Raw genomic sequence first — 20,058 nt, 5'->3', positions numbered from 1 at the left:
AGAACTTCTCGAATCTTCCGCATCGGCAATCTCTCGGCGGGCATCGGACCTCCCATTGCGTGAACCGCAAAAGGAGGGACCTTGCCCCGTTCAGATTGCCGACAACGCCCCCCGTCTCACCCTATCAACAGGGTGGCCGCCTTCGTTCGGATTGGGTGGCCGCTTTCGATCGGAATCGCTGGCCGCCTTCCGTCGGAATCGGTGGCCGCTTTGCCTCGGATTCCGCAGCCAACATAGGCTTCAGCTAACTATCTATTATTACTAGCTATAATTTGCTGGTATTGGCTATGGTGTATCTACCCCTGTTACCCCAGCGCAGGACCCTACCATATCGTGGAACGAATGTTTGGGGCCAAGCGGCCCGTATATGTGCAATAGGCCGCTGTACTAGCTTCGGGTGGATAAGGGGCATCCCTGCAAATGCCCCTGTGGGACTCTAGGAAGCCCGTGGGCGCCTTTGACGCTATGCCCAGGAAGACCGGCGGCTCGCTGTAGCGCCCACCAGAGGACTCCGCTGAATCTCCTAGGGGCATCGGCGCCAGAGTGCCCCTGCGGGGCGCCTGTTCCCATTGAGCCCCGGCCTGTTGGGTCCGACCCGGTACTTCTGGCAAAGCACGCCGCTCATGTCAGCCGAGCACAGGCCAAGGGCTTTAGCCCGAGCTTTTTGAAGGCGGGGCCCCGGCAACGATGGCCTAGGGCCCCACCGGGAGCCGGAGTCCCTTAGCTGCCGATTAGCTAGGCGGCAGCGCTAGCGAGGGAGCCGATGATCTTCCGCATGGGCTCAGCCCTCTTTGCCTTCCAGAGCGCGATAGACCGACGCACGGCCTATGCCAAGCTCCTTCGCGATGGCTGACGGCCCTTTGCCTTCCTCGTGCATTGCCTTCACCTTCGCAACATCCACCGAGGGCTTGCGACCCTTGTAGACCCCACGGGCCTTAGCGTCCGCTATGCCTTCCAGTTGGCGCTCGCGCCGTAGGTTGGTCTCAAACTCAGCGAATACACCGAGCATGTCGAGGAAGCATTTCCCCGCCGCTGTGCTCGTATCGATGGGCTGCTCTGTGGCTCGCAGGGAACCCCCACGGGCCTTCACCGTGCGCACGATGTCCTGAAGATCACCGATGCTGCGCGCGAGGCGGTCAATGCGCGTCACCATCAGCACGTCCCCAGCGCGAAGGAAATCGAGCACGGTGCGAAGCTCCTCCCGCCCAGCGGTGCTGGTGCCGCTGCGCTTCTCAGAGCGGATCAGGTCGCAGCCTGCCGCGCGCAATGCGTTCTCTTGGAGGTCGAGGTGTTGATCGGTGGTGCTCACGCGGGCGTACCCGATGATGGTCATTCGCCAGTCCTGTCTCATTAGGGCTTTAGACCATGAGACATTGATGTTTCGAAATTAAAATGTCAACCCTATTGAGACGGTATTTGTGTCTCAGGTGAATGTCTCGGGAGGGTAGGCCCATACGATCCGCTGTCGAGCTCTCGGACCGCTATTGCTCCTGAGGCGCCAAATGCAAAAAACCCCCGGCAGTTTCCTGCCGAGGGCTCTTGGAGGTTAGGTCGTTAGACCGAACTTACCAGTTGCGCTGAGCGCGCAGGAGCATAACGACCGAGTCTTGGTCCCTCAGCTCATAGGTCGCGATTGGCTTGGCCGCGACGCCGTTGATAGCCGTGGTGGTCACGACGCCAGCATACTTCTGGTCAAGGCGGGTCCAGGAGACGTCCGCCGAGAACGTCAGGTTCTTGACGGGCGTCCAGCGGGTGATGAGACCCACCGTGCCAAGCGCAAAGTCCGGATTGCAGGACGTCACGCCGGCAACACCCGAGATGATGCCCGCGGGTCCGCAGAGGAAGGTCTTCGCACCGCTGCCGAACTGAGCCTGAGCGTACGAACCGTAGATCGCCGTGTTCCAGTACGCATCCCAGTTATGGGTGTACGCACCACGGAAGCCCCAAGTCTTGATGGTTTCCTGCTGACCGCCCGTGACGAACACGGTGTCCGGAGCATTCGCCGCGCCCACGCTGGCGTAGGCAACGTTTGAGCTACCGTAAAGCGCGAACGAGCTACCCGCGAGGTTCTGGAAGTTGTAGCGGGTGGCACCGTCGGTGTAGACGCCCTGGATGTTGATCACGTCACCCGCACCGGTCGGGATGTTCTTGATCGACAGAGCAAGCTGAACCGCCCAACCCCACTTGTCATCGGGATGACCGGTGGGTTCGGTCGCGCCGTAGTAGGCAACGTGGTTGTCATGCGCAGCCACCGACGCCTGGAAGAGACCCCAAGCCTGGTCGACACGGACCATACCCACGAGGTTCGGCGAACGCGAGCCACCGATGGCATTCGAACCATAAGCGGCGCCAGTCACGCCGGCGAGGCCCGCCGCACCGCTCAGGTTGAGGTTGCCGGCTTGCATGTAAGCCGTCGGATCTTCCGCCGAGAACGCCGCCGTGACGCCCTGGCCGAAGTCAGCAGTGTAGCTGAACTGGTTGATACCGGTGACCGTGCCGCTACCGCCGGCGAGACCGTCGAAGTTGTTGCCGGGATAGTTGGTCCAGGGCGCGTCGAACTGCGACACGGCCTTACCCATCGTGAAGCCAGCGAACTGGATGAAGGCGTAGTACACGCCGAGCGAACCGCCCGAGGTGCCGCCGTCGGTCGGGTTGATCGACGAGCCAACGAGGGCCGGCGCTGCACCCGAGGTGTTGAGGGCCAGCGTGCTGCTGTAGGCGGTCGTGCCAGTCGCGCTGCCGGTGCCGTTGTAGTTACCGGTCGTCCACGAGAACACGCCGTCGAAGAAGGTACGGACAACGCCGTATTCAGTCGCGGTGCGGGTGTCGATGTTCAGGTCTTCACGAGCGCGCGCCGTGTAGTAGTTCGTCAGGCGGTTACGCGCGCCGTTGTTACCGGTGGTCTGCCAGTTGATGTCGCTGTTCGTGTTCAGCGCGACTTCAGCGCGCAGATAACCACCCAGCTTGATGCAGGTGTCGGTGCCCGGGATGTAGTAGAAACCCGCGCCGTAGAGCGAACAGATCTTCACGTACTCGACCGCTTTGGCCTTTACGGGAAGATCAGCCGCTTGTGCCCCACCAACGGCGAGCAAAGCTGCCGCGGAACCGAGCAAAAGGCCCTTGAACTTCATGTTAAACCTCCAAGTTGAAGCCCCGTACAATTCCTCGTACAAAGCCGTTTGAGCTACCCGCGAAAAGACGTTGGAAATCAACGCATCCTCGTATCGATGGTCTACTTAAGCGAACCACCTAAGACGGGACGACCTCGGGATGCCCCCCTCCGTCGCTCAGTCACAATTACCGAACGCCCTTGCACACACAACAACAGAACGCTTCAGAACCGGCCGATGCAGCGTGTTTTCCGACGGGTGTTGCACAAATAACACGCAGATGTGATCAGAGCGGCCTTGTAACACCTTGAACTTGCTGGATTTTTTCAACGGGTTTCATTTGGCGTCCAAAGTTCCGGCACGGGCCCCACATGAGCGGAGATGCTCTGTCGTGGGGCAGAGGCGTCCGAATCGTGGAATCAACCAAGGACCCGGCACGGACCAAACCCTCGGGAACTGGCTGCCCTGATTAGTAGGCGGCCGCGACGGCCGTCCTCATCCGCGCGCTTGAATGTCGATATGATCCGGCGGCAAGCCGGCCTGATGTCGTTGATACATAGCCTCGTAAGCCGTCTCGAGCCGCCTGGCGTAGAGCGCCGCATCAAACAGTGATGCGGTCAGGTGGTTCCCTTGCAGCCGTCCGCGAATATCCGCCAGCTTCTGTTTATCGAGCGCCAGCTCGATCGCGAGCGCTTCATAATCCGCAGGCGTTGTTGTGATCAGCTCAGGTAGGCCGACAGCGCTCAGCAAGCTCGCGGCCACGCGGCCGGCGAAACTATTCCCGATATGGGTCACCACCGGCAGACCGGCCCACAACGCATCGCTGGCCGTCGTATGTGCGTTGTAGGGCAGCGTGTCGAGGAAGAGGTCTGCGAGGCGATGGCGCGCCAGATGTTCGGATGAAGACGCAACGCGCCTTGCAAACACCAGTCGATCCGGGTCGACGCCCCGGCCCTTGGCCTCCTTCCGCAGATTCGATTTTGCGATCTCGCCCACGTCGGACAGCCACAAGACCGACTGATCCACGCTCTTCAAGATCTTCATCCAGGAGCCAAAGACAGCCGGATTGATCTTGTAGGCGTTGTTGAAGCAGCAAAACACCGTCCATTCCTGCCGCAAATCGTGATCGGCCCGATTGGGCGCAGCATCGTCGATCGTCGCGACGTGATTATCACGCGGCATGAAGCTGCCGGGCAGACGAACGACCTTCTCGTCGAAGAACTGGCTGTTTTGATCTGGCAGCACGATTGGATCGGCAATGATGTAGTGGAAGAGCTCCCTGCTCCCCAGCGTTCCCGCGAAGCCAAGATAGTTGACGACGATCGGAGCCGGGCTGGACGCAAACAACGACAGCCTGGCATTGTGCGTATGGCCAGCAAGATCGACAAGAATATCGATCTGCGCATCGTCGATCGCTTTCAGGACTTCACGGTCGAGCTTGTGCTCGCAATCGACAAAGCGATGAAATGACTTTTCGAGCCGCCTGCGCAGATCGCTGTTGTCGTCAGGACCGATTGAAAACGCGTAGGTCTCGAAGCGGTCGGCATCGTGATTCTCGAAGATCTCGGCAGTGAGATACCCGACCGGATGCTTGCGAAAATCAGGTGAAACATATCCGACCCGGATCTTGTCGTGGCGACGGACTTCACCCCCTGACCTCGTTTTGGAGACATGCGGGAGCTTTGCCCTGACCCAGGTCCTGGCGCAGCCGAGCTGATCATCGGGAGAATCCGTCAGGGACAGCAAAGCAAAGGGAGAGCTATTGGCCTTCCCGAGCCGTATTGCTGCCGTCAACCGGCCGATCTCTTCGTCCAGATTGTCCCAATTGCACAGGTTCATCTTCGCAAGAAGACGCAAACCCTCGATACCCTCGAGGTCAGGCCTGATCGACACCGCCTTGTCGAAGGCGATGAAGGCTTCGTCATAGCGCCCGAGCTCGGTAAAGACGTTGCCACGGCCGATCCAGGCCCCCTCGATGTCGGCCTTGATCGCGAGCGCCTTGTCATACGCGGCAAGAGCCTCCTCGTAACGCTTCAGCCCCCACGCCACATTGCCGCGACCGAGCCACGCCTCGGCGAGATCAGGCTTGATCGACAGCGCTCGGTCGTACGCAGCGAGTGCATCGTCACGGCGCTTGAGCTCGGTGAGAACATTGCCGCGGCCAAGCCAGGCTTCCGCCAGATCAGGCCGGATCGACAACGCCCTGTCATAGGCAGCCAACGCCTCGTCAAGGCGTTTGAGATCGAAGGACACGTTGCCCCGACCAAGCCACGCGTTCTCGAGGTCGGGCTTGATCGAGAGCGCCCTGTCGTAGGCTGCCGAGGCTTCGTCGTAACGCCTCAGGCTCCAGAAAAGATGGCCTCGGGCAACCCATGCGCTCTCGAGATCAGGCTTGATCGAGATCGACTTGTCGTACGCGGCAAGCGCCTCGTCGTGGCGCTTGAGATCGGTGAAAACTTCACCCCGGCCAACCCATGCACTCGGGAAATCCGGCCGGGCCGACAGCGCCTTCTCGTACGTGGCAAATGCGTCGTCGTACCGCCTGAGATTCCGGAGTGCATTGCCTCGACCAAGCCATGCAGTCTCCAGGTCAGGCCTGATCGACAACGCCTTGTCGTAGGCCACGAGCGCATCCTCGTAGCGCCTGAGCTTTTCAAGGCAGCCGCCCTTGCTTGCATAGGCATCGGCAAAGTTCGGATTGTAGAATGTCGCCCCTTGTCGAATTGCTCGATCGCTTCGCCATAGCTTCTCGCGAACTCGGCAAGGATCGTACCTCTGTTGTGATATGAAAGGGGATTGCGCGGATTCACCGCCAATGCGCGCGTGAAATAGGCCAGAGCTTCCTGAGGCCGGTTCAGCGCTTTGAGCGCATATCCATAATTGCTGAGGGCCTCGTCGCTGCTTCCGTTCAGGGCCACGGCCGCCCTGAGATGGATCTCGGCCTCGGCAAACCGGCCTTGTACGAGCTTCACCACGCCCAGGAGATGTTCGACTTCGAAGATGTTCCTGGAGGATTTTGCGATCTGCTGCAGTATTCTTTCCGCTTTGACCAGATCATGGGCGTGAAAGGCTTCGACAGCACGTCGAAATTTGGTCTGCAGTTCACCCGCCAAGTCCATTCCTCCCTCGGGACGTCGGTCAATCATATCATCGCCCCCGACATTGCAAGATGAGACCGTAGCGGCGTCGCGCGGCCGTCGAGGGATGAGCGAGCGTTCCAGCCCGGCCTTCGCTGATTACGGCGACGCCTGGCGCGGCGGAGCGGCTCCTGGGCCGGCGAGCGAGTTATCCCGACTAAACTAATAAGAGCGCCTGTCCCGCAACCTGACACGGGACCCTGTCGCCAATCGGAGAGCGATCACCGCTCCATAGCTTGGGGCAAATCGCGGAAAGATTCAACCAAATCAATCGCTTGCAGGTCGATCACTTGAGAGAATCGGTCGGTGACAAAGGCAATTGTCCCCCGCTCAAGCCCACCCGCCGCTTGGTTTCGGAATTCGCTGGGAATATTCGAGCAAAAACACACGCTTCCAAATTGACCAGCCCAAGTAATTAGATGCATAAGGCTCGCACCGGAGAGGTGGCCGAGTGGCTGAAGGCAACGCTTTGCTAAAGCGTCATACGGTCTCAAGCTGTATCGAGGGTTCGAATCCCTCCCTCTCCGCCACCCCGCGGCAGAATCCGAGATCTGTGCGTTCCTTCACCTGACACGCGACGGTGGCCTCATGCCGCCCCGAATCCGGTTGGCGGAGCACGAGGGAACCTGATTCAGCGAAAATCAGCTTTCACCTGCGAAACGACGGCCAGGACGTGATCTCCACTCAGTGGGCGGAAACCCATGCCCTCGCCTCGCGCTGGGCGGCCGAGATATCGGCGTCCGACATCTGCCCGGCGACTTCCTGGCGCAGCGTCACGGCGTCCTTGCGGCCCTTGAGCGCGGCGAGGTTGAACCATTTGTGCGCGGCGACGAGATCGACGAGACCGGAGCGTCCGCTCGCCCAATAGAGGCCGCGCTCGAACAGCACGTCCGACAGCGCGTCTGCGTCGATCGGCGTCGCGGTCTCCAGATCGAAAGTACCCTGAAACATAACGCATCCCCTTTTTTTGTGCCGTCCCGTCCCCCGAGCGCGGCTCCCGTCCAATCAACTGTTCAACTCATCCCCGAGGCTTCTTGCCCGTGCCGTTTGCCGGCTTGTTGGAGGTAATGATGGCGGGCAAATTTGAATGGCAGTTTAAACATCGCGATGAAGCAGACGTAAACGCGTCCGCCCCAGGGGCGTGCGACAAATGCAAGAAGTCCCAGTTTTGCAGGCACTTCTGCAATTCGTCAGATTCGGTTTACCTTGGGATTTTGGGAGAACGATAACCATTGCACACTGTGACGTCGGTTCTGCGGCGTCCCCGCCCGCTGTCGTCACCAGTATTCCAGAGACAGCAATGGTCCCACGGGAAGCTGCGGCGTCCTGGATCGCCCGATCGGAGCCGGGCGATGACGCCGCGAATGGACCAGCGGCGCGCGAACAGCGAGCAATTGCGCCGCAGCCTCCCTGCTCGAGCAGGGCGCGCATATGAAGAAACATATGGCTGGAAGCTCGACTGCGGCCATCCTTCGAGACGCCCGCCTGCGGCGGACCCTCAGGATGAGGGATGAGGATGCGGCAGCATTTCAACGCAGACGGATCCAGCTGAGCCTCATCCTGAGGAGGCCGCGAAGCGGTCGTCTCGAAGGACGAGGCGCTCGCTCAGGCGCCGCTGAGATCTCATATGCGATAGCCCTGCCTGCTCAAGACAGAACAGCCACGTCGCGGTCAGATCAACGATGTCGGGATAAGGGAATGCCGGCAATACCCCGGCCTCATGAGAACGAGGGCGTCGGCGAACACGTCAGGACCAGCTTCCACGTTGGCCCGAAGGCCACTTGTGAAATTGCGGAGCCCCTTACGGAGAACCGCACGAACGAAGAAAACTTGTTTCTTCTGCCGGACCGGCCTTTGGCGAGCGAACCCGCGAAAGAGAACGATCCGACCGTTGACCTGATGTCTCGCCGACACCCTCTATCGTCGACCAGAACCTTTTGAGAGGCGCTGATGACGTGCCGGCTCTCTAGGAGCCGGCAACTTCAAAAAGCGAAGTTACTTCTTCTTGGCGACCTTGCGGGTCTTCTTCGCAGTCTTCTTCACTGCGCTCTTCGCCTTCTTCGCCTTCTTTGCCTTCTTAGCTTTCTTGGCCATGTTGCCCTCCGATGTGTGAGATGGCTTAATCGCTGCATGCAGTCGGGGATCGAGTGCACACTCATCCCGAATACACCAACACAACGAAAAAAACAGCGTCTCGCTTAAAGAAGTGTTGACGACGCAACGCGCCTGCGCTTGGCGAAGGCGATGCAAGCGGTCTGCATGACGTGTGCTTGCGATCGCTGAGAGTGCCCGCAGCATCGACCTTTGCGAGAGATGCGATTGCAGAAAAACGCTATGCAGAAAGTATTTTTTTGCGCGCGCGCATCGCGCGCGATCGTTGCAATGACGCATCCTGCCGATCGCGCGAGCGCCTCGCGAAGGCGCTTCGCGGACTCTGAGTCGCGACTTTTGGCAACGAAAATATTTTCATGATTAACGGCGCGAACGCTCGTCAGAGCGCGTGCAAGTCGCCGTTTTGCGCGAATCGCGTGACGGCGATTCGGTCGGCGTATCGCGTTCGATCGGGATGAAGTTCGTCGCCGAGGATGCGCGCGAGCGTCGCATCGCGAACCGAAAGCGAGGTGACGACGCCTGTCCGTCACCTCGTTCGAACGCGCGAGGTCAGATGCCGAGCTTCGACTTGAGCAGCTCGTTGACGCTCTGCGGGTTGGCCTTGCCGCCGGATGCCTTCATCACCTGGCCGACGAACCAGCCGAGTGACTGCGGCTTGTCCTTGACCTGCGCCGCCTTGTCGGGATTGGCCGCGATGATGTCGTCGACAACCTTTTCGATCGCCGAAAGATCCGTGACCTGCTTCATGCCGCGGCTTTCGACCAGCGCGCGGGGATCGCCGCCCTCCTGCCAGACGATCTCGAACAGATCCTTGGCGATCTTGCCGGAGATCGTGCCCTCGCCGATCAGGTCGATGATCCCTGAGAGCTGTGCGGCATCGACCGGAGAGTCCGTAATATCCCGGCCTTCCTTGTTGAGACGACCGAACAACTCGTTGATCACCCAGTTCGCGGCGACCTTGCCATCGCGCGCGCGGTTGGCGAGCTTCTCCAGCACGGTCTCGTAGAACACCGCGCTCTCGCGCTCGGCGACCAGCACGCTGGCGTCGTAGGCCGACAGGCCGAGATCCGCGACGAAGCGCGTCTTCTTCTGGTCTGGCAGCTCGGGCAGCTCAGCCTTCAGCTCGTCGACGAAGCTTTGCGAAAATTCCAGCGGCAGCAGGTCGGGATCGGGGAAGTAGCGATAGTCGTGCGCCTCTTCCTTGGACCGCATCGACCGCGTCTCGCCCTTGTTGGGGTCGTAGAGCCGGGTCTCCTGGTCGATCGCGCCGCCGTCCTCGAGGATTTCGATCTGGCGCCTGGCCTCGTATTCGATCGCCTGGCCGATGAAGGTGATCGAGTTCATGTTCTTGATCTCGCAGCGGGTGCCGAGCGGCGCGCCCGGCTTGCGCACGGAGACGTTGACGTCGGCGCGCAAGGATCCCTTCTCCATGTCGCCGTCGCAGGTGCCGAGATAGCGCAGGATCGAGCGCAGCTTGGTCACATAGGCCTTGGCCTGCTCGGCATCGCGGATGTCGGGCTTGGAAACGATCTCCATCAGCGCCACGCCGCAGCGGTTGAGGTCGACATAGGACATGGTCGGCGACTGATCGTGCAGCAATTTGCCGGCGTCCTGCTCCAGATGCAGTCGCTCGATGCCGATGGTGGCGGTCTTGCCGCCGTCCAGTTCGACCACGACCTCGCCTTCGCCGACGATCGGCGACTTGTACTGGCTGATCTGGTAGCCCTGCGGCGAGTCTGGATAGAAATAGTTCTTGCGGTCGAACACCGAGCGCAGATTGATCTGCGCGTTCAGCCCGAGTCCGGTCCGGACAGCCTGCCTGACGCATTCCTCGTTGATGACGGGCAGCATACCCGGCATCGCCGCGTCGACCAGCGACACATGCGAGTTCGGTTCGCCGCCGAACGCGGTGGAGGCGCCGGAGAACAGCTTCGCGTTCGACGTCACCTGAGCGTGGACCTCCAGGCCGATGACCATCTCCCAGTCACCGGTTGAGCCCTTGAGAAGCTTGTGGGGTGCGGCAGGTGCGTTCATGGCTTGACTGGTTCCTTTACTGGTCCCTTGACCGCTCGCGCTTCACCGGCTTCGAGAAGCCCGTTGAGCGACCGAAGCACATCGACCGGCTGGCGCAACGCGATCTCGCGGCGGCCCATCACCTCAATCTCTCCGAACAGCGCGTCGACCTCCGGCGAGGAGGCGAACACGAAGCCGTCGAACGACGTGCTCTGCTCCTCGAAATCGCTGGAGATCTCAACGCGGTAGCCGTGCGCCTTGAGACGATCGACGACCTCGTCATGGAGGGCCTGCGAATGGGTTGCGATGAAGAGATAATCGACGCGGCGCTTGGCGAGCACGCTCTCCGCGCCTTGCAGCATCTCGACCTCGAAGGCCTGGATATCGGCATGCAAGATGTCGAGATGCTTAATCTTCCTGTCCCTGAAGAAGGCGTCGACCTCGAATTTGCCCTTGCCGACGAAGGCCTTGACGAATTCGGCCCGCAGTCCGTTGCGCGCGAAATTATCCTGACCGGTCTTCAGGCAAGCGGGATCCGGCTCGACCAGGATGACCTCTGCCTTGGGCCGCGCCTTCTTGAGCCACATCGAATAGTGGCCCCAATAGGCGCCGAGCTCGATCATCGAGGGCGCCTCGCCCAGCCGCTTCAGCAATTCCTGGAAGACATATTCTTCCAGCGGCTCGTGGACGCCGCGATTGATGATGAGCACACTGCTGAAAGGTCCGTAATAGACTCCGGGCCCGATCCCCGGAACCTTCAGGCCGTTATGCAGATAGACCTGGTCGCCTTCGACGAGGCCTGCCATCGGGACGCGTTCGATCAGGAGGTTGAGCGGATCGGAAACGATCTCGCGGAAACGGCCGAATAAATCCTCCGGCTTCGCTTTCGGACCCGTGAAACCAGGCTCGCTCATGCGGATGCACTCCCACCCAGCGTATCGGCGATGCGCTGCCATTCTGCTTCAAGCGAATCCGTGGCCACGGGCTGGCCAGCCTGGCGGTACCAATAGCCGGCATTGCCGAGGTCGCCCTCGACCCGGTGCAGATAGGCGTGCACCCAGGCGGCCTCGCGGCTGCTCTCGTCCTGGACGATCTTGTGCGCCTGGTCCCAGTCGCCTTTGGCGGCCCACCACAGTGCGGCGAGCGGCGCGCTGAGATCCGGCGGCGGCGCGACGCCGTCGAGGCTGGCGATATACGCCGCCATGTTCACCACCATTTCGCCGGCGTGAAGCGGCCGGCGGCCTGCTCGATCACCTCGCCGAGCGAGAACAGCGTCTCCTCGTCGAAGGGACGGCCGATCAGCTGCAGGCCGAGCGGCAGGCCCTGCGCGTCCTTGCCGGCGGGCACGGCGATGCCCGGCAGGCCCGCCATGTTCACGGTCACCGTGAAGATGTCGTTGAGGTACATCTCGACCGGGTCCGCGCCGCCCTTCTCGCCGATGCCGAAGGCCGCCGATGGCGTCGCCGGCGTCAGGATCGCGTCGACGCCCTTGGCGAAGCAATCCTCAAAGTCCTTCTTGATCAGCGTGCGCACCTTCTGGGCGCGCAAATAGTAAGCGTCGTAATAGCCGGCCGAGAGCACATAGGTGCCGATCATGACGCGGCGCTTCACCTCGGCGCCAAAACCATCTGCGCGGGTGTTCTCGTAGAGCTCGTTGATGTTCCGGCCCTGCTCGCGCAGGCCGTAACGCACGCCGTCGTAGCGCGCGAGGTTGGAGGACGCCTCCGCCGGCGCCACGATGTAATAAGCCGGCAACGCGTATTTGGTGTGTGGCAGCGACACTTCGACGAGTTCGGCGCCTGCCGCTTTCAGCCAGGCCGCGCCCGCCTCCCAAAGCTTTTCGATCTCGGCCGGCATGCCGTCGAGCCGGTATTCCTTGGGAATGCCGATCTTCATGCCCTTCACGGACTTGCCGATCGCGGCCTCGTAGTCCGGCACAGCCATGTCGACCGAGGTCGTGTCCTTCGGATCGTGGCCGGCCATCGAGCGCAACAGCATCGCGGCATCGCGCGTGCTGCGCGCGATCGGACCGGCCTGGTCGAGCGAGGAGGCAAAGGCGACGATGCCCCAGCGCGAGCAGCGGCCATAGGTCGGCTTGATGCCGACCGTTGCGGTGAACGCCGCGGGCTGGCGGATCGAGCCGCCGGTGTCGGTCGCGGTCGCGCCCATGCAGAGCAGAGCGGCCACCGCAGACGCCGAGCCGCCAGACGAGCCGCCCGGCACCAGCGTCGTGTTGGAGCCATCACGCCGCCAGGGATTGCCGACCGGGCCGAAGCACGAGGTCTCGTTCGACGAGCCCATGGCGAACTCGTCATTGTTGAGCTTGCCCAGCATCACCGCGCCGTCGCGCCACAGCTGCGAGGTGATGGTGGACTCGTAAGTCGGCACGAAATTGCCGAGGATTTTCGAGCACGCCGTGGTGCGCACGCCCTTCGTCGCGAACAGGTCCTTGATGCCGAGCGGAATGCCGGCGAGCGGCCCCGCATCGCCCTTCCCGATCCTGGCGTCCGCCTCGCGTGCCATGGTTCGCGCCTGGTCCGGCGTCTCCATGACGAAAGCATTGAGCACGCGCGCGGCTTCGATCGCGTTCAGATGCGCGTCGGTCAGCTCGAGGGACGTGAAAGTCTTGGCCGCGAGGCCCTTGCGGGCCTCGGCGAGCGTCAGCGATGTCAAATCGGTCATTTATTGATCGGGCTGCAGAAGAACGGAGACAGGGACTTGTCGTTGGCCGGGTCGTCTTTTTTGGCGGACGCTTTGGCCGCCGCCTCGATCTCGTCGAGCACGGCATTGACGGCGACATTGGGGTCGGCGGCCTTGCCCTGCCGCTCCATCTTGTCGAGATAGTTCATATAGGCCTGATAGGCCTTCTCGTCGTCGCAAAGCATGCACATCGGACCACGTCCTAAGACTCTTTAGTTTGACGCGTTTTCTTTACGCGAACCGGCTTCCACTTCGCTCGAAAACGCTATGCAAGTTACTCGACGACCTTTGGTACAAGAAAGAAGTGACCTTCGGTCGCGGGCGCGTTGGCAACGATATCGTCGGCGATCTCGCCGTCATTGACCAAATCCTGCCGCTTCTTCATCTGCATCGGGGTGACCGAGGTCATGGGCTCCACACCCTCGACATTGACCTCCGAGAGCTGCTCGACAAAGGCGAGCATGGCGTTGAGCTCGCCCTGCAGATGCGGAACCTCGCCCTCGGAAACCGCAATGCGCGCCAGATGTGCGATGCGGCGGACGGTAGCGGCGTCGACGGACATTATATAAGGCCTCTCACGGCAAAAACCTATGTGCCGTATAGCAGAGGCCGCTTTTGCGCCGCAACCGGCGGCGGGGACCTATCCGGCGAGAGCTTTCATGCGAGCCAGGGCCGTTTTGGCGAGATCCCGGGTCAATTCGGCTGCCGGGACCTCGCGGCCGAGGGCGATCGCCTGTCCGGCCCAGAGATTGGTGAAATCTACCCTGCCCTGCTTTTCGGCAGCCGCCTTCAGCGGTCCGAGCGCGGTTGCGGCATGGGGAAATGGCGGCGCGTCCGACGAAATCGGGCCGGCCTCGCGCATCAGGCGGTTCTGGACGCCGCGCGCCGGCCGCCCCGTCATGACATTGGTGATAACGGTGGAATCATCCCGCCCCTCGGCGAGCGCCGCGCGTGCCGCTGCACTGACTTTGGATTCCGGACAGCGCAGATAGGCACTCCCGATCTGCACGCCGGCCGCGCCGAGCGCGAAGGCGGCTGCAATGCCGCGGCCATCCGCAACGCCGCCGGCCGCAATCACCGGGACCTTCACCGCGTCGACCACCTGCGGCACCAGCGCGAAGGTGCCGGGCTGTTCCGAGATCTTGTCGGTCAGGAACATGCCGCGATGGCCGCCAGCCTCCGCGCCCTGTGCGATTACCGCGTCAGCGCCGTGCTGCTCGAGCCAGACCGCTTCCCTCACCGTGGTCGCCGAGGAGATGACGAGACATCCGGCCGCCTTGACCCGCTTGAGCAGCTCGGCCTCCGGCAGGCCGAAGTGGAAGCTGACGATCTCGGGCTTCAGCTCCTCCACGACCTCGCAGAAGCCGGCGTCGAACGGCGCGCGGTTTGCGGCATTGATGGGTGCGGCGGGATCGAGGCCTTGCTCGCGGTAGTAGCCCGCGAGGCGCTGCTTCCAGCGCTCCTCGGCCTCGGCCGTGAGCTCGACCGGTGTGTGGCAGAAGAAATTCATGTTCACCGGCGCGGAGACGCGCTGGCGGATGATGTTGACCTGCTCGCGCGCCTTCTCGGGCGACAGCATCGCGCTCGGTAGCGAGCCGAGCCCCCCGCCTTGCGCAACGGCGATCACCAGCTCCGCGTCCATCACGCCAGCCATCGGCGCCAGCACGATCGGGAATTCGGTCTTGAAGAGATCGATCAGTCGACGGTTCGGCCACATGGTTGTTCTCTCGCAGTTTAGGCGGACACGCTGGAATTTCGCCGGCCGGTTAGCAGTTGCTCGGCCTCGGTCGCAATCCGTTCGACGATTTCGGCGGCGGACGGAATATCATGGATCAGGCCGACAGCCTCGCCGGCAAAGACCGCGGCGACCTCGAAATTGCCCGCGGCCTTTGCCGCGGCATATTCGACGGTCACCTCGGCGGCGCGCTGCATCAGCTCGATCTCGCGGCCCGTCCAGCGCCTGATATGATCGTTGACCAGCGTTCGCGCGGTGAACGGGGCCGGCCAGAACAGGCTGCGCGACCAGTCGACGATGACGCCGCGCACCGTGTCATTGGGATCAGCGTCGCGAATGCGCTGCTTGGCTTCCTCCGCGCCATTGGCCTCCACGCTGGCATAGAAGCGCGTGCCGATCAGCACGCCGGAGGCGCCCAGCATCATCATTGCGGCCAGCCCGCGACCATCGGCAATTCCGCCGGCGGCAACCACCGGCACCCGCCCGGCCGCGAGATCGACGATCGCAGGTACGATATCGACGGTGGTGCGCGATGCGCCGTGGCCGCCGGCCTCGGTACCCTGCGCGATCAGGATGTCCGCACCGGCGTCGAGCGCCTGCTTCGCCATGTCCTCGCTCTGCACCTGGCAGATCAAGCGCACCCCGCACGTCCTGATGCGCGCTGCAAATGGCGCGGGATCGCCGAATGACAGCATGATCGCTTGCGGATTGGCGTCGAGTGCGATGTCGAGAAGTCTTGGTTTTTTTGCGAGGCTCCAGGTGATGAAGCCGATACCGAACGAAGCAAAGCCGCTCAGTTGCCTGGTCTCGGCCTCGAGCCGCTCCTGATCGCCGTAGCCACCACCCAGGATCCCGAAGCCGCCGGCCTCGCTGACCGCCCGCGTCAGCCGGCTGCCGGCGACCGTGTCCATTGGAGCCAGCAGGATCGGATGTTTGATCCCCAGGAGCTGGGTCACCGGCGTGATGATCGGCATGGCTCCTCCGCTCTCGACACGAACATTAGTCCAGAATACCATTCTCTAAAATTGAATTCTAACGAACGCTACCATCTCAAAAGAGAAACGATATTATGGAACTCAGCGACATCCAGACCTTCGCTGCCGTCGCCCGCACCGGCGGCATCACCCGCGCGGCCGAAGAGCTCAACACGGTGCAGTCGAACGTGACCCAGCGCGTGAAGGCGCTGGAGGCGGAGATCGGTACACCGCTGTTCGAACGCCATAGCCGCGGCATGACCCTGACCGGCGCGGGCAAAAGGCTGTTGCCTTACGCGCAACGGATGTCCGCACTCGCGCGCGAGGCCGTGCTCGCGGCCTGCGACGACGGCGAGCCCAAGGGACCGCTCGCGATTGGATCGATGGAAACGACCGCGGCGGTGCGGCTGCCGCCGCTGCTGGCCGATTTTCATCGCCGCTTTCCCGCCGTCCGGCTGAGCCTGCGCACCGCGCCCACCGCCGACCTCGTCGCTTGCGTGCTCGAAGGCACGCTCGACGGCGCCTTCGTCGCAGGTCCGATCGCGCATGCCGATCTCACCGCGACGAGCGCGTTCCGCGAAGAGCTGGTGCTGGTCAGTGCGCGGCGCTGGGCCACGCTCGCCGACCTGCGTGCCGGCACGCCGGAATCCGGCCCGACCGCGCTGACGTTCCGCACTGGCTGCACCTACCGGCAGCGGCTGGAACAGATCTTTGTCGAGTTCGGCTGGCCGTCAGCCGCACGCTTCGAGCTCGGCACGCTCGACGGCATGATCGGCTGTGTCGCCGCCGATATGGGTGTGACGCTGCTGCCGCGCGCCGTGGTCGAACGCAGCGCGATCAATGGCAGCGTGTCGATGCACGCGCTGAGCCATTCGCACGCGCAGGTCGAGACGCTCTTCATCCAGCGTCGTGCCGGACATCAAACCAGCGCGCTGAACGGGTTTTCCGCCTGCCTGAAGCAGGACGACGAATTCATCGCGGCCTGAGACCCCAGCGCCGCAGTGGCCCAGATCGCCTCGACCACGTCGAACGGCTAGGCCCCTTGCAGGAAGCCTTAAGCCGAACCGGGCACGCAGGACATGGCGAACAGCACCACGAACCATTGGCTGCGGTGTTCCAGGGACCAGCATCGCCGTCACGGCGAACATGCGATCCCGGCAGCCCCCGCAACTCGGTCTCCTCGACAATTCGTTCGACCCATAGTAGGGCAAGGCCATGGATTGGCGGCTTAAAGCACTTGCGTTCCGTGCGCTCGATCTCCCCGGCGGGGCTCAGGCGCACTACTTCTTGCAGCGCCACGTCACGCGGAACTGGCCTCGCCGAGATGCTACGCTTGATGCTCTTGCCGGAATCGCCCGGCGCGTTGTAGCGGACTACAGTGCCGTGAGCGATGCGCTTCCTGGATCGGTCTTGGAAATCGGCGCCGGACGCGATCTGGCCGTTCCTATCGCCCTCAGGGCGCTTGGCGTGCCGAAGATCATCGCATGCGACGTCGAGCGGCTGGCGAAGCTAGATCTGATCCGGCATGCAGGAAGCAGGCTCGGCGGCAAGTTCGAGACTTGGGATGACCTTGCGCGGTCGGGGATTGAGTATCGGGCCCCTTACTATGTGAACGATGACGGAACGAAAGTGGATTGCTCCTGCTCGAACGAGGTTCTGGAGCACGTGCCGGCAGACCAGCTTGTAACCCTTCTCAAGGGATTGCGCGCCGTCACCAATGGCCTCACGACGCATTCAATCGACTATAGCGACCATTATGCCAGGTCGGACAAGTCAGTTTCGAGACTGAACTTCCTCCGCTATTCGGATGAACAGTGGCGACCGTTCAACAGTGGCAAGCAGTACGTCAATCGGCTGCGCCACAGCGACTACTTGCGACTATTCCGCGAGGCAGGATTCCAGATACGGGAAGAGAGCTCGGTGATTGGTGAGCCGCCGCCGGGCTTGGAGGTTGCAGAGCAATTCAGGCGCTATGAGCCGCCCGATCTATTCGCAATTAAGGGGCGCATCGTCGCCGTCTGAGCCGCCTTTCGTGCGGCTTTTCCATGTTATAGCACCGCAGCGCGACGCGTGATATGCGCTAGTCCCATGCCGGCTCTCATCCTGCCTCTCGTCGATGCCGCAACCCACTGGCCCGAACGCGGCGGGTTGGTCGGCCTTGATCTAGGTACCAAGACCATTGGCGTTGCTGTGTCCAATCCGGACCGCCGGTTGGCGACCGGCGTCGAGACGATCCAGCGCAAGGCGTTCAAGCAGGACGCCGCCCGGCTGCTCGCGATTGCCAGTGAACGCAAGGCCGTCGGCTTCGTGCTCGGCCTGCCCATCAACATGGACGGCAGCGAGGGCCCGCGCGCGCAATCGACCCGGGCGTTTGCCCGCAACCTCGCCGGCCTGACCGCGCTGCCCATCGGCCTCTGGGATGAGCGTCTATCGACTGCCGCGGTCGAGCGCGAATTGATCGGCATGGACGTCAGCCGCGCCAAGCGCGCCGAAGTGATCGACGAGCACGCCGCGATCTTCATCCTGCAAGGCGCGCTCGACCGCCTCGCCAATCTGCGCGCAGCCCCGGGGCCTGACTGATCCATGGCCGTCGTGATCGCGGCGCTCCTCCCCGTCTTTATCCTGATCGTGCTCGGCGTGGTGCTGAAGCGCACGCTGATGCGGCTCGATACTCAATGGAACGGGCTGGAGCGGCTGACCTATTTCGTGCTGTTTCCGATGCTGCTGATCCAGACGCTGGTGAAGGCCGACCTGTCCAAGGTCCCGGTCGCAGGCGTCGGCGGCGCGCTGCTGCTCTCGGCGCTCGCGATGTCGCTGCTCTGCCTCGCGCTCCGCCCGGCCCTGTCGCGGCTCGATATCGACGGCCCCGCCTTCACCTCGATCTTCCAGGGCGCGATCCGCTGGCAGACCTATGTGGCGCTGTCCGTCTCCGCCAATATGTTCGGCGAGGTCGGGCTGGCGCTCGCCTCCGTCGCGATGGTGGCGATCATTCCGCTGGTCAACGTCCTCAGCGTCGCGGTGCTCGCCCACTACGCAGCGCCGAAGAAGCAATCCGCGCGCACCGTTGTCATGACGGTTGTTCGCAATCCCCTGATTTGGGCCTGCGTGATCGGCCTCGTCATCAACGTCGTCCATCTGCCGTTGCCGAAGATCTGGCATGAGGTGGCAGATGCACTTGGCCGCTCCTCGCTCGCCATCGGCCTGCTCGTCACCGGCGCCGGCCTGCATCTTGAAGGCCTGCTCCGCCCCAGCACGGGCGCCGCTATCGGCGTGGTGTTCAAGCTGGTGCTGATGCCCGTGATCGCGCTGGGGCTCGCCGTCTGGTTCGGACTGTCCGGCGACAGTCTCGCGATCGTCGCGATCTGCGCCGCGGTGCCGACCTCGACCAGCGCCTATGTGCTGGCCCGCCAGATGGGCGGCGATGCCCCGCTACTGGCGCAGATCATCACGCTGCAGACGATTTTGGCGGCGATCACGATGCCGATCGCGATCGCGCTGGTGGCCTAACTCCCCAACCACATCGTCAGCACCACCGCCGTCAGATTGTTCAGCGCATGCAGCACGATCGTGAGCCACAGTGAGTTGCTGCGATAGCGCATGTAGCCGAACCAGAGGCCGATGGAGAAGACCTCGGCGAGGAAGTATAGGTCGTATTGCAGGTGCACGACGGTCCACAGCAGCGACGACAGGATGATCGCGCCGGGGACGCGCAGGAAGCTCGCCGACCAGCCGCGGTAGAGGAAGCCGCGCGCCAAAACCTCTTCGGACATCGGCGCCGCCACGCTGAAGGCGAACAGCAGCATCACGGCGGCGCCCTTGTCACGGCCGGATTTCAACAGATCGGTCATGAAGCCCGGCGTCGCATCGCGGCCGAGACTCCGCGACATCGTCTCCCAGGCCACCACGATCAGAATCAGCCCGACGGCGCCGAACAGGAGTTGCTTCCATGACGGCCAATACAACGCGAGATAGTCGACGAAGGACGCCTTCTTGATGCGGATGGCCAGCCACACGGCGGCCAGCGTCGCCGGCAGGCCCATCGTGACCGAAAACGCGAGCGACGCCGGCTCGCCACCGACGTGCTGCAGTGATGCGAGGTCGATAGGGTCGCGGGCGACCCAGACCAGATAGACGATGGCCCCGATCTGCCCGACGAACATGGCTGCGAAGATAGCGATGCCCCACAGCGCCGTGCCCCAGAATTTCCAGACCCGCGGCGCCGGCGTCTCGATGAGCGGAGGATGATCGGGATTGAGGGAGTCCATTAAAGCGCTTTC

Annotated in this window: 18 protein-coding genes, 1 tRNA gene and 1 pseudogene; 6 read left to right on the top strand and 14 right to left on the bottom strand. The window is 62.6% G+C overall.

Features of this window, described 5'->3' with window-relative positions; all coding sequences use genetic code 11:
• Positions 1-781 precede the first annotated feature (781 nt).
• The 4 genes and pseudogenes from BRA1253DRAFT_RS38935 to BRA1253DRAFT_RS46405 all read right to left on the bottom strand — a co-directional run.
• Positions 782-1,333, bottom strand: coding sequence for a recombinase family protein (locus tag BRA1253DRAFT_RS38935; protein ID WP_007603365.1), 552 nt, complete (start codon positions 1,331-1,333; stop codon positions 782-784).
• A 232-nt stretch (positions 1,334-1,565) separates the two neighbouring features.
• Positions 1,566-3,131, bottom strand: a complete 1,566-nt coding sequence (locus BRA1253DRAFT_RS38930) for a porin (protein WP_007603364.1) — start codon at positions 3,129-3,131, stop codon at positions 1,566-1,568.
• A gap of 474 nt (positions 3,132-3,605) precedes the next feature.
• Positions 3,606-5,834, bottom strand: coding sequence for a glycosyltransferase family 41 protein (locus BRA1253DRAFT_RS38925; protein ID WP_256375826.1), 2,229 nt, complete (start codon positions 5,832-5,834; stop codon positions 3,606-3,608).
• A gap of 2 nt (positions 5,835-5,836) precedes the next feature.
• A pseudogene (locus tag BRA1253DRAFT_RS46405) lies at positions 5,837-6,082 on the bottom strand (tetratricopeptide repeat protein); the annotation flags it as partial.
• Between BRA1253DRAFT_RS46405 and BRA1253DRAFT_RS44840 the strand changes: the two are divergent.
• Positions 6,041-6,283 (top strand): hypothetical protein, encoded by a 243-nt coding sequence (locus tag BRA1253DRAFT_RS44840; RefSeq protein ID WP_035994775.1) that lies wholly within the window; start codon positions 6,041-6,043, stop codon positions 6,281-6,283. The pseudogene BRA1253DRAFT_RS46405 and the gene BRA1253DRAFT_RS44840 sit on opposite strands and share 42 nt — an antisense overlap.
• 401 nt (positions 6,284-6,684) lie before the next feature.
• Positions 6,685-6,777 (top strand) — tRNA-Ser (locus BRA1253DRAFT_RS38915).
• Between the two features lie 154 nt (positions 6,778-6,931).
• Here the strand turns inward: BRA1253DRAFT_RS38915 and BRA1253DRAFT_RS38910 are convergent.
• From BRA1253DRAFT_RS38910 to BRA1253DRAFT_RS38870, 9 genes are all read right to left on the bottom strand, one after another.
• On the bottom strand, positions 6,932-7,198 hold the full coding sequence (locus tag BRA1253DRAFT_RS38910; protein WP_007603354.1) for a hypothetical protein: 267 nt from the start codon (positions 7,196-7,198) through the stop codon (positions 6,932-6,934).
• A gap of 1,710 nt (positions 7,199-8,908) precedes the next feature.
• Positions 8,909-10,393 carry an Asp-tRNA(Asn)/Glu-tRNA(Gln) amidotransferase subunit GatB gene (gatB, locus tag BRA1253DRAFT_RS38905; protein ID WP_007603352.1) on the bottom strand — a complete coding sequence of 495 codons (1,485 nt, stop codon included), beginning with the start codon at positions 10,391-10,393 and terminating at the stop codon, positions 8,909-8,911.
• Positions 10,390-11,286, bottom strand: coding sequence for a class I SAM-dependent methyltransferase (locus BRA1253DRAFT_RS38900; protein ID WP_007603351.1), 897 nt, complete (start codon positions 11,284-11,286; stop codon positions 10,390-10,392). Before BRA1253DRAFT_RS38900 ends, gatB begins: the two co-directional genes overlap by 4 nt.
• Positions 11,283-11,588: a hypothetical protein gene (locus BRA1253DRAFT_RS38895; RefSeq protein ID WP_035994772.1), complete on the bottom strand. Its 306-nt coding sequence runs from the start codon at positions 11,586-11,588 to the stop codon at positions 11,283-11,285. Before BRA1253DRAFT_RS38895 ends, BRA1253DRAFT_RS38900 begins: the two co-directional genes overlap by 4 nt.
• Entirely contained in the window at positions 11,579-13,054 is a 1,476-nt protein-coding gene (gene gatA, locus BRA1253DRAFT_RS38890) for an Asp-tRNA(Asn)/Glu-tRNA(Gln) amidotransferase subunit GatA (RefSeq protein WP_007603340.1), read from the bottom strand. Before gatA ends, BRA1253DRAFT_RS38895 begins: the two co-directional genes overlap by 10 nt.
• A complete protein-coding gene (locus BRA1253DRAFT_RS38885) occupies positions 13,051-13,263 on the bottom strand; it encodes a hypothetical protein (RefSeq protein ID WP_007603337.1) in 213 nt (70 codons plus the stop codon). Before BRA1253DRAFT_RS38885 ends, gatA begins: the two co-directional genes overlap by 4 nt.
• An 83-nt stretch (positions 13,264-13,346) precedes the next feature.
• A complete protein-coding gene (gene gatC / locus BRA1253DRAFT_RS38880) occupies positions 13,347-13,634 on the bottom strand; it encodes an Asp-tRNA(Asn)/Glu-tRNA(Gln) amidotransferase subunit GatC (RefSeq protein ID WP_007603335.1) in 288 nt (95 codons plus the stop codon).
• 78 nt (positions 13,635-13,712) lie between these two features.
• A complete protein-coding gene (locus tag BRA1253DRAFT_RS38875) occupies positions 13,713-14,789 on the bottom strand; it encodes a nitronate monooxygenase family protein (RefSeq protein ID WP_007603334.1) in 1,077 nt (358 codons plus the stop codon).
• Positions 14,790-14,806: 17 nt separating this feature from the next.
• On the bottom strand, positions 14,807-15,781 hold the full coding sequence (locus BRA1253DRAFT_RS38870; protein WP_007603332.1) for a nitronate monooxygenase family protein: 975 nt from the start codon (positions 15,779-15,781) through the stop codon (positions 14,807-14,809).
• A gap of 95 nt (positions 15,782-15,876) precedes the next feature.
• On the opposite strand from BRA1253DRAFT_RS38870, the gene BRA1253DRAFT_RS38865 reads away from it, so the two are divergent.
• The 4 genes from BRA1253DRAFT_RS38865 to BRA1253DRAFT_RS38850 all read left to right on the top strand — a co-directional run bounded on the left by BRA1253DRAFT_RS38865 (position 15,877) and on the right by BRA1253DRAFT_RS38850 (position 19,288).
• Positions 15,877-16,767, top strand: a complete 891-nt coding sequence (locus BRA1253DRAFT_RS38865) for a LysR family transcriptional regulator (protein ID WP_007603331.1) — start codon at positions 15,877-15,879, stop codon at positions 16,765-16,767.
• A 229-nt stretch (positions 16,768-16,996) separates the two neighbouring features.
• Positions 16,997-17,803 carry a methyltransferase domain-containing protein gene (locus BRA1253DRAFT_RS38860; RefSeq protein WP_007603330.1) on the top strand — a complete coding sequence of 269 codons (807 nt, stop codon included), beginning with the start codon at positions 16,997-16,999 and terminating at the stop codon, positions 17,801-17,803.
• Positions 17,804-17,869: 66 nt separating this feature from the next.
• On the top strand, positions 17,870-18,361 hold the full coding sequence (ruvX, locus tag BRA1253DRAFT_RS38855) for a Holliday junction resolvase RuvX (RefSeq protein WP_007603328.1): 492 nt from the start codon (positions 17,870-17,872) through the stop codon (positions 18,359-18,361).
• 3 nt (positions 18,362-18,364) lie between these two features.
• Positions 18,365-19,288, top strand: a complete 924-nt coding sequence (locus tag BRA1253DRAFT_RS38850; protein ID WP_007603326.1) for an AEC family transporter — start codon at positions 18,365-18,367, stop codon at positions 19,286-19,288.
• Here BRA1253DRAFT_RS38850 and BRA1253DRAFT_RS38845 read toward each other — a convergent pair.
• Positions 19,285-20,046: a CPBP family intramembrane glutamic endopeptidase gene (locus tag BRA1253DRAFT_RS38845; protein WP_035994769.1), complete on the bottom strand. Its 762-nt coding sequence runs from the start codon at positions 20,044-20,046 to the stop codon at positions 19,285-19,287. The genes BRA1253DRAFT_RS38850 and BRA1253DRAFT_RS38845 overlap by 4 nt on opposite strands.
• Positions 20,047-20,058: the final 12 nt, after the last annotated feature.

Origin of the sequence: Bradyrhizobium sp. WSM1253, assembly GCF_000244935.1 — a bacterium.
Taxonomy (GTDB): domain Bacteria; phylum Pseudomonadota; class Alphaproteobacteria; order Rhizobiales; family Xanthobacteraceae; genus Bradyrhizobium; species Bradyrhizobium canariense.
Note: the sequence above shows the minus strand (reverse complement) of the source record. Positions and strands in the feature narration are given on the sequence as shown.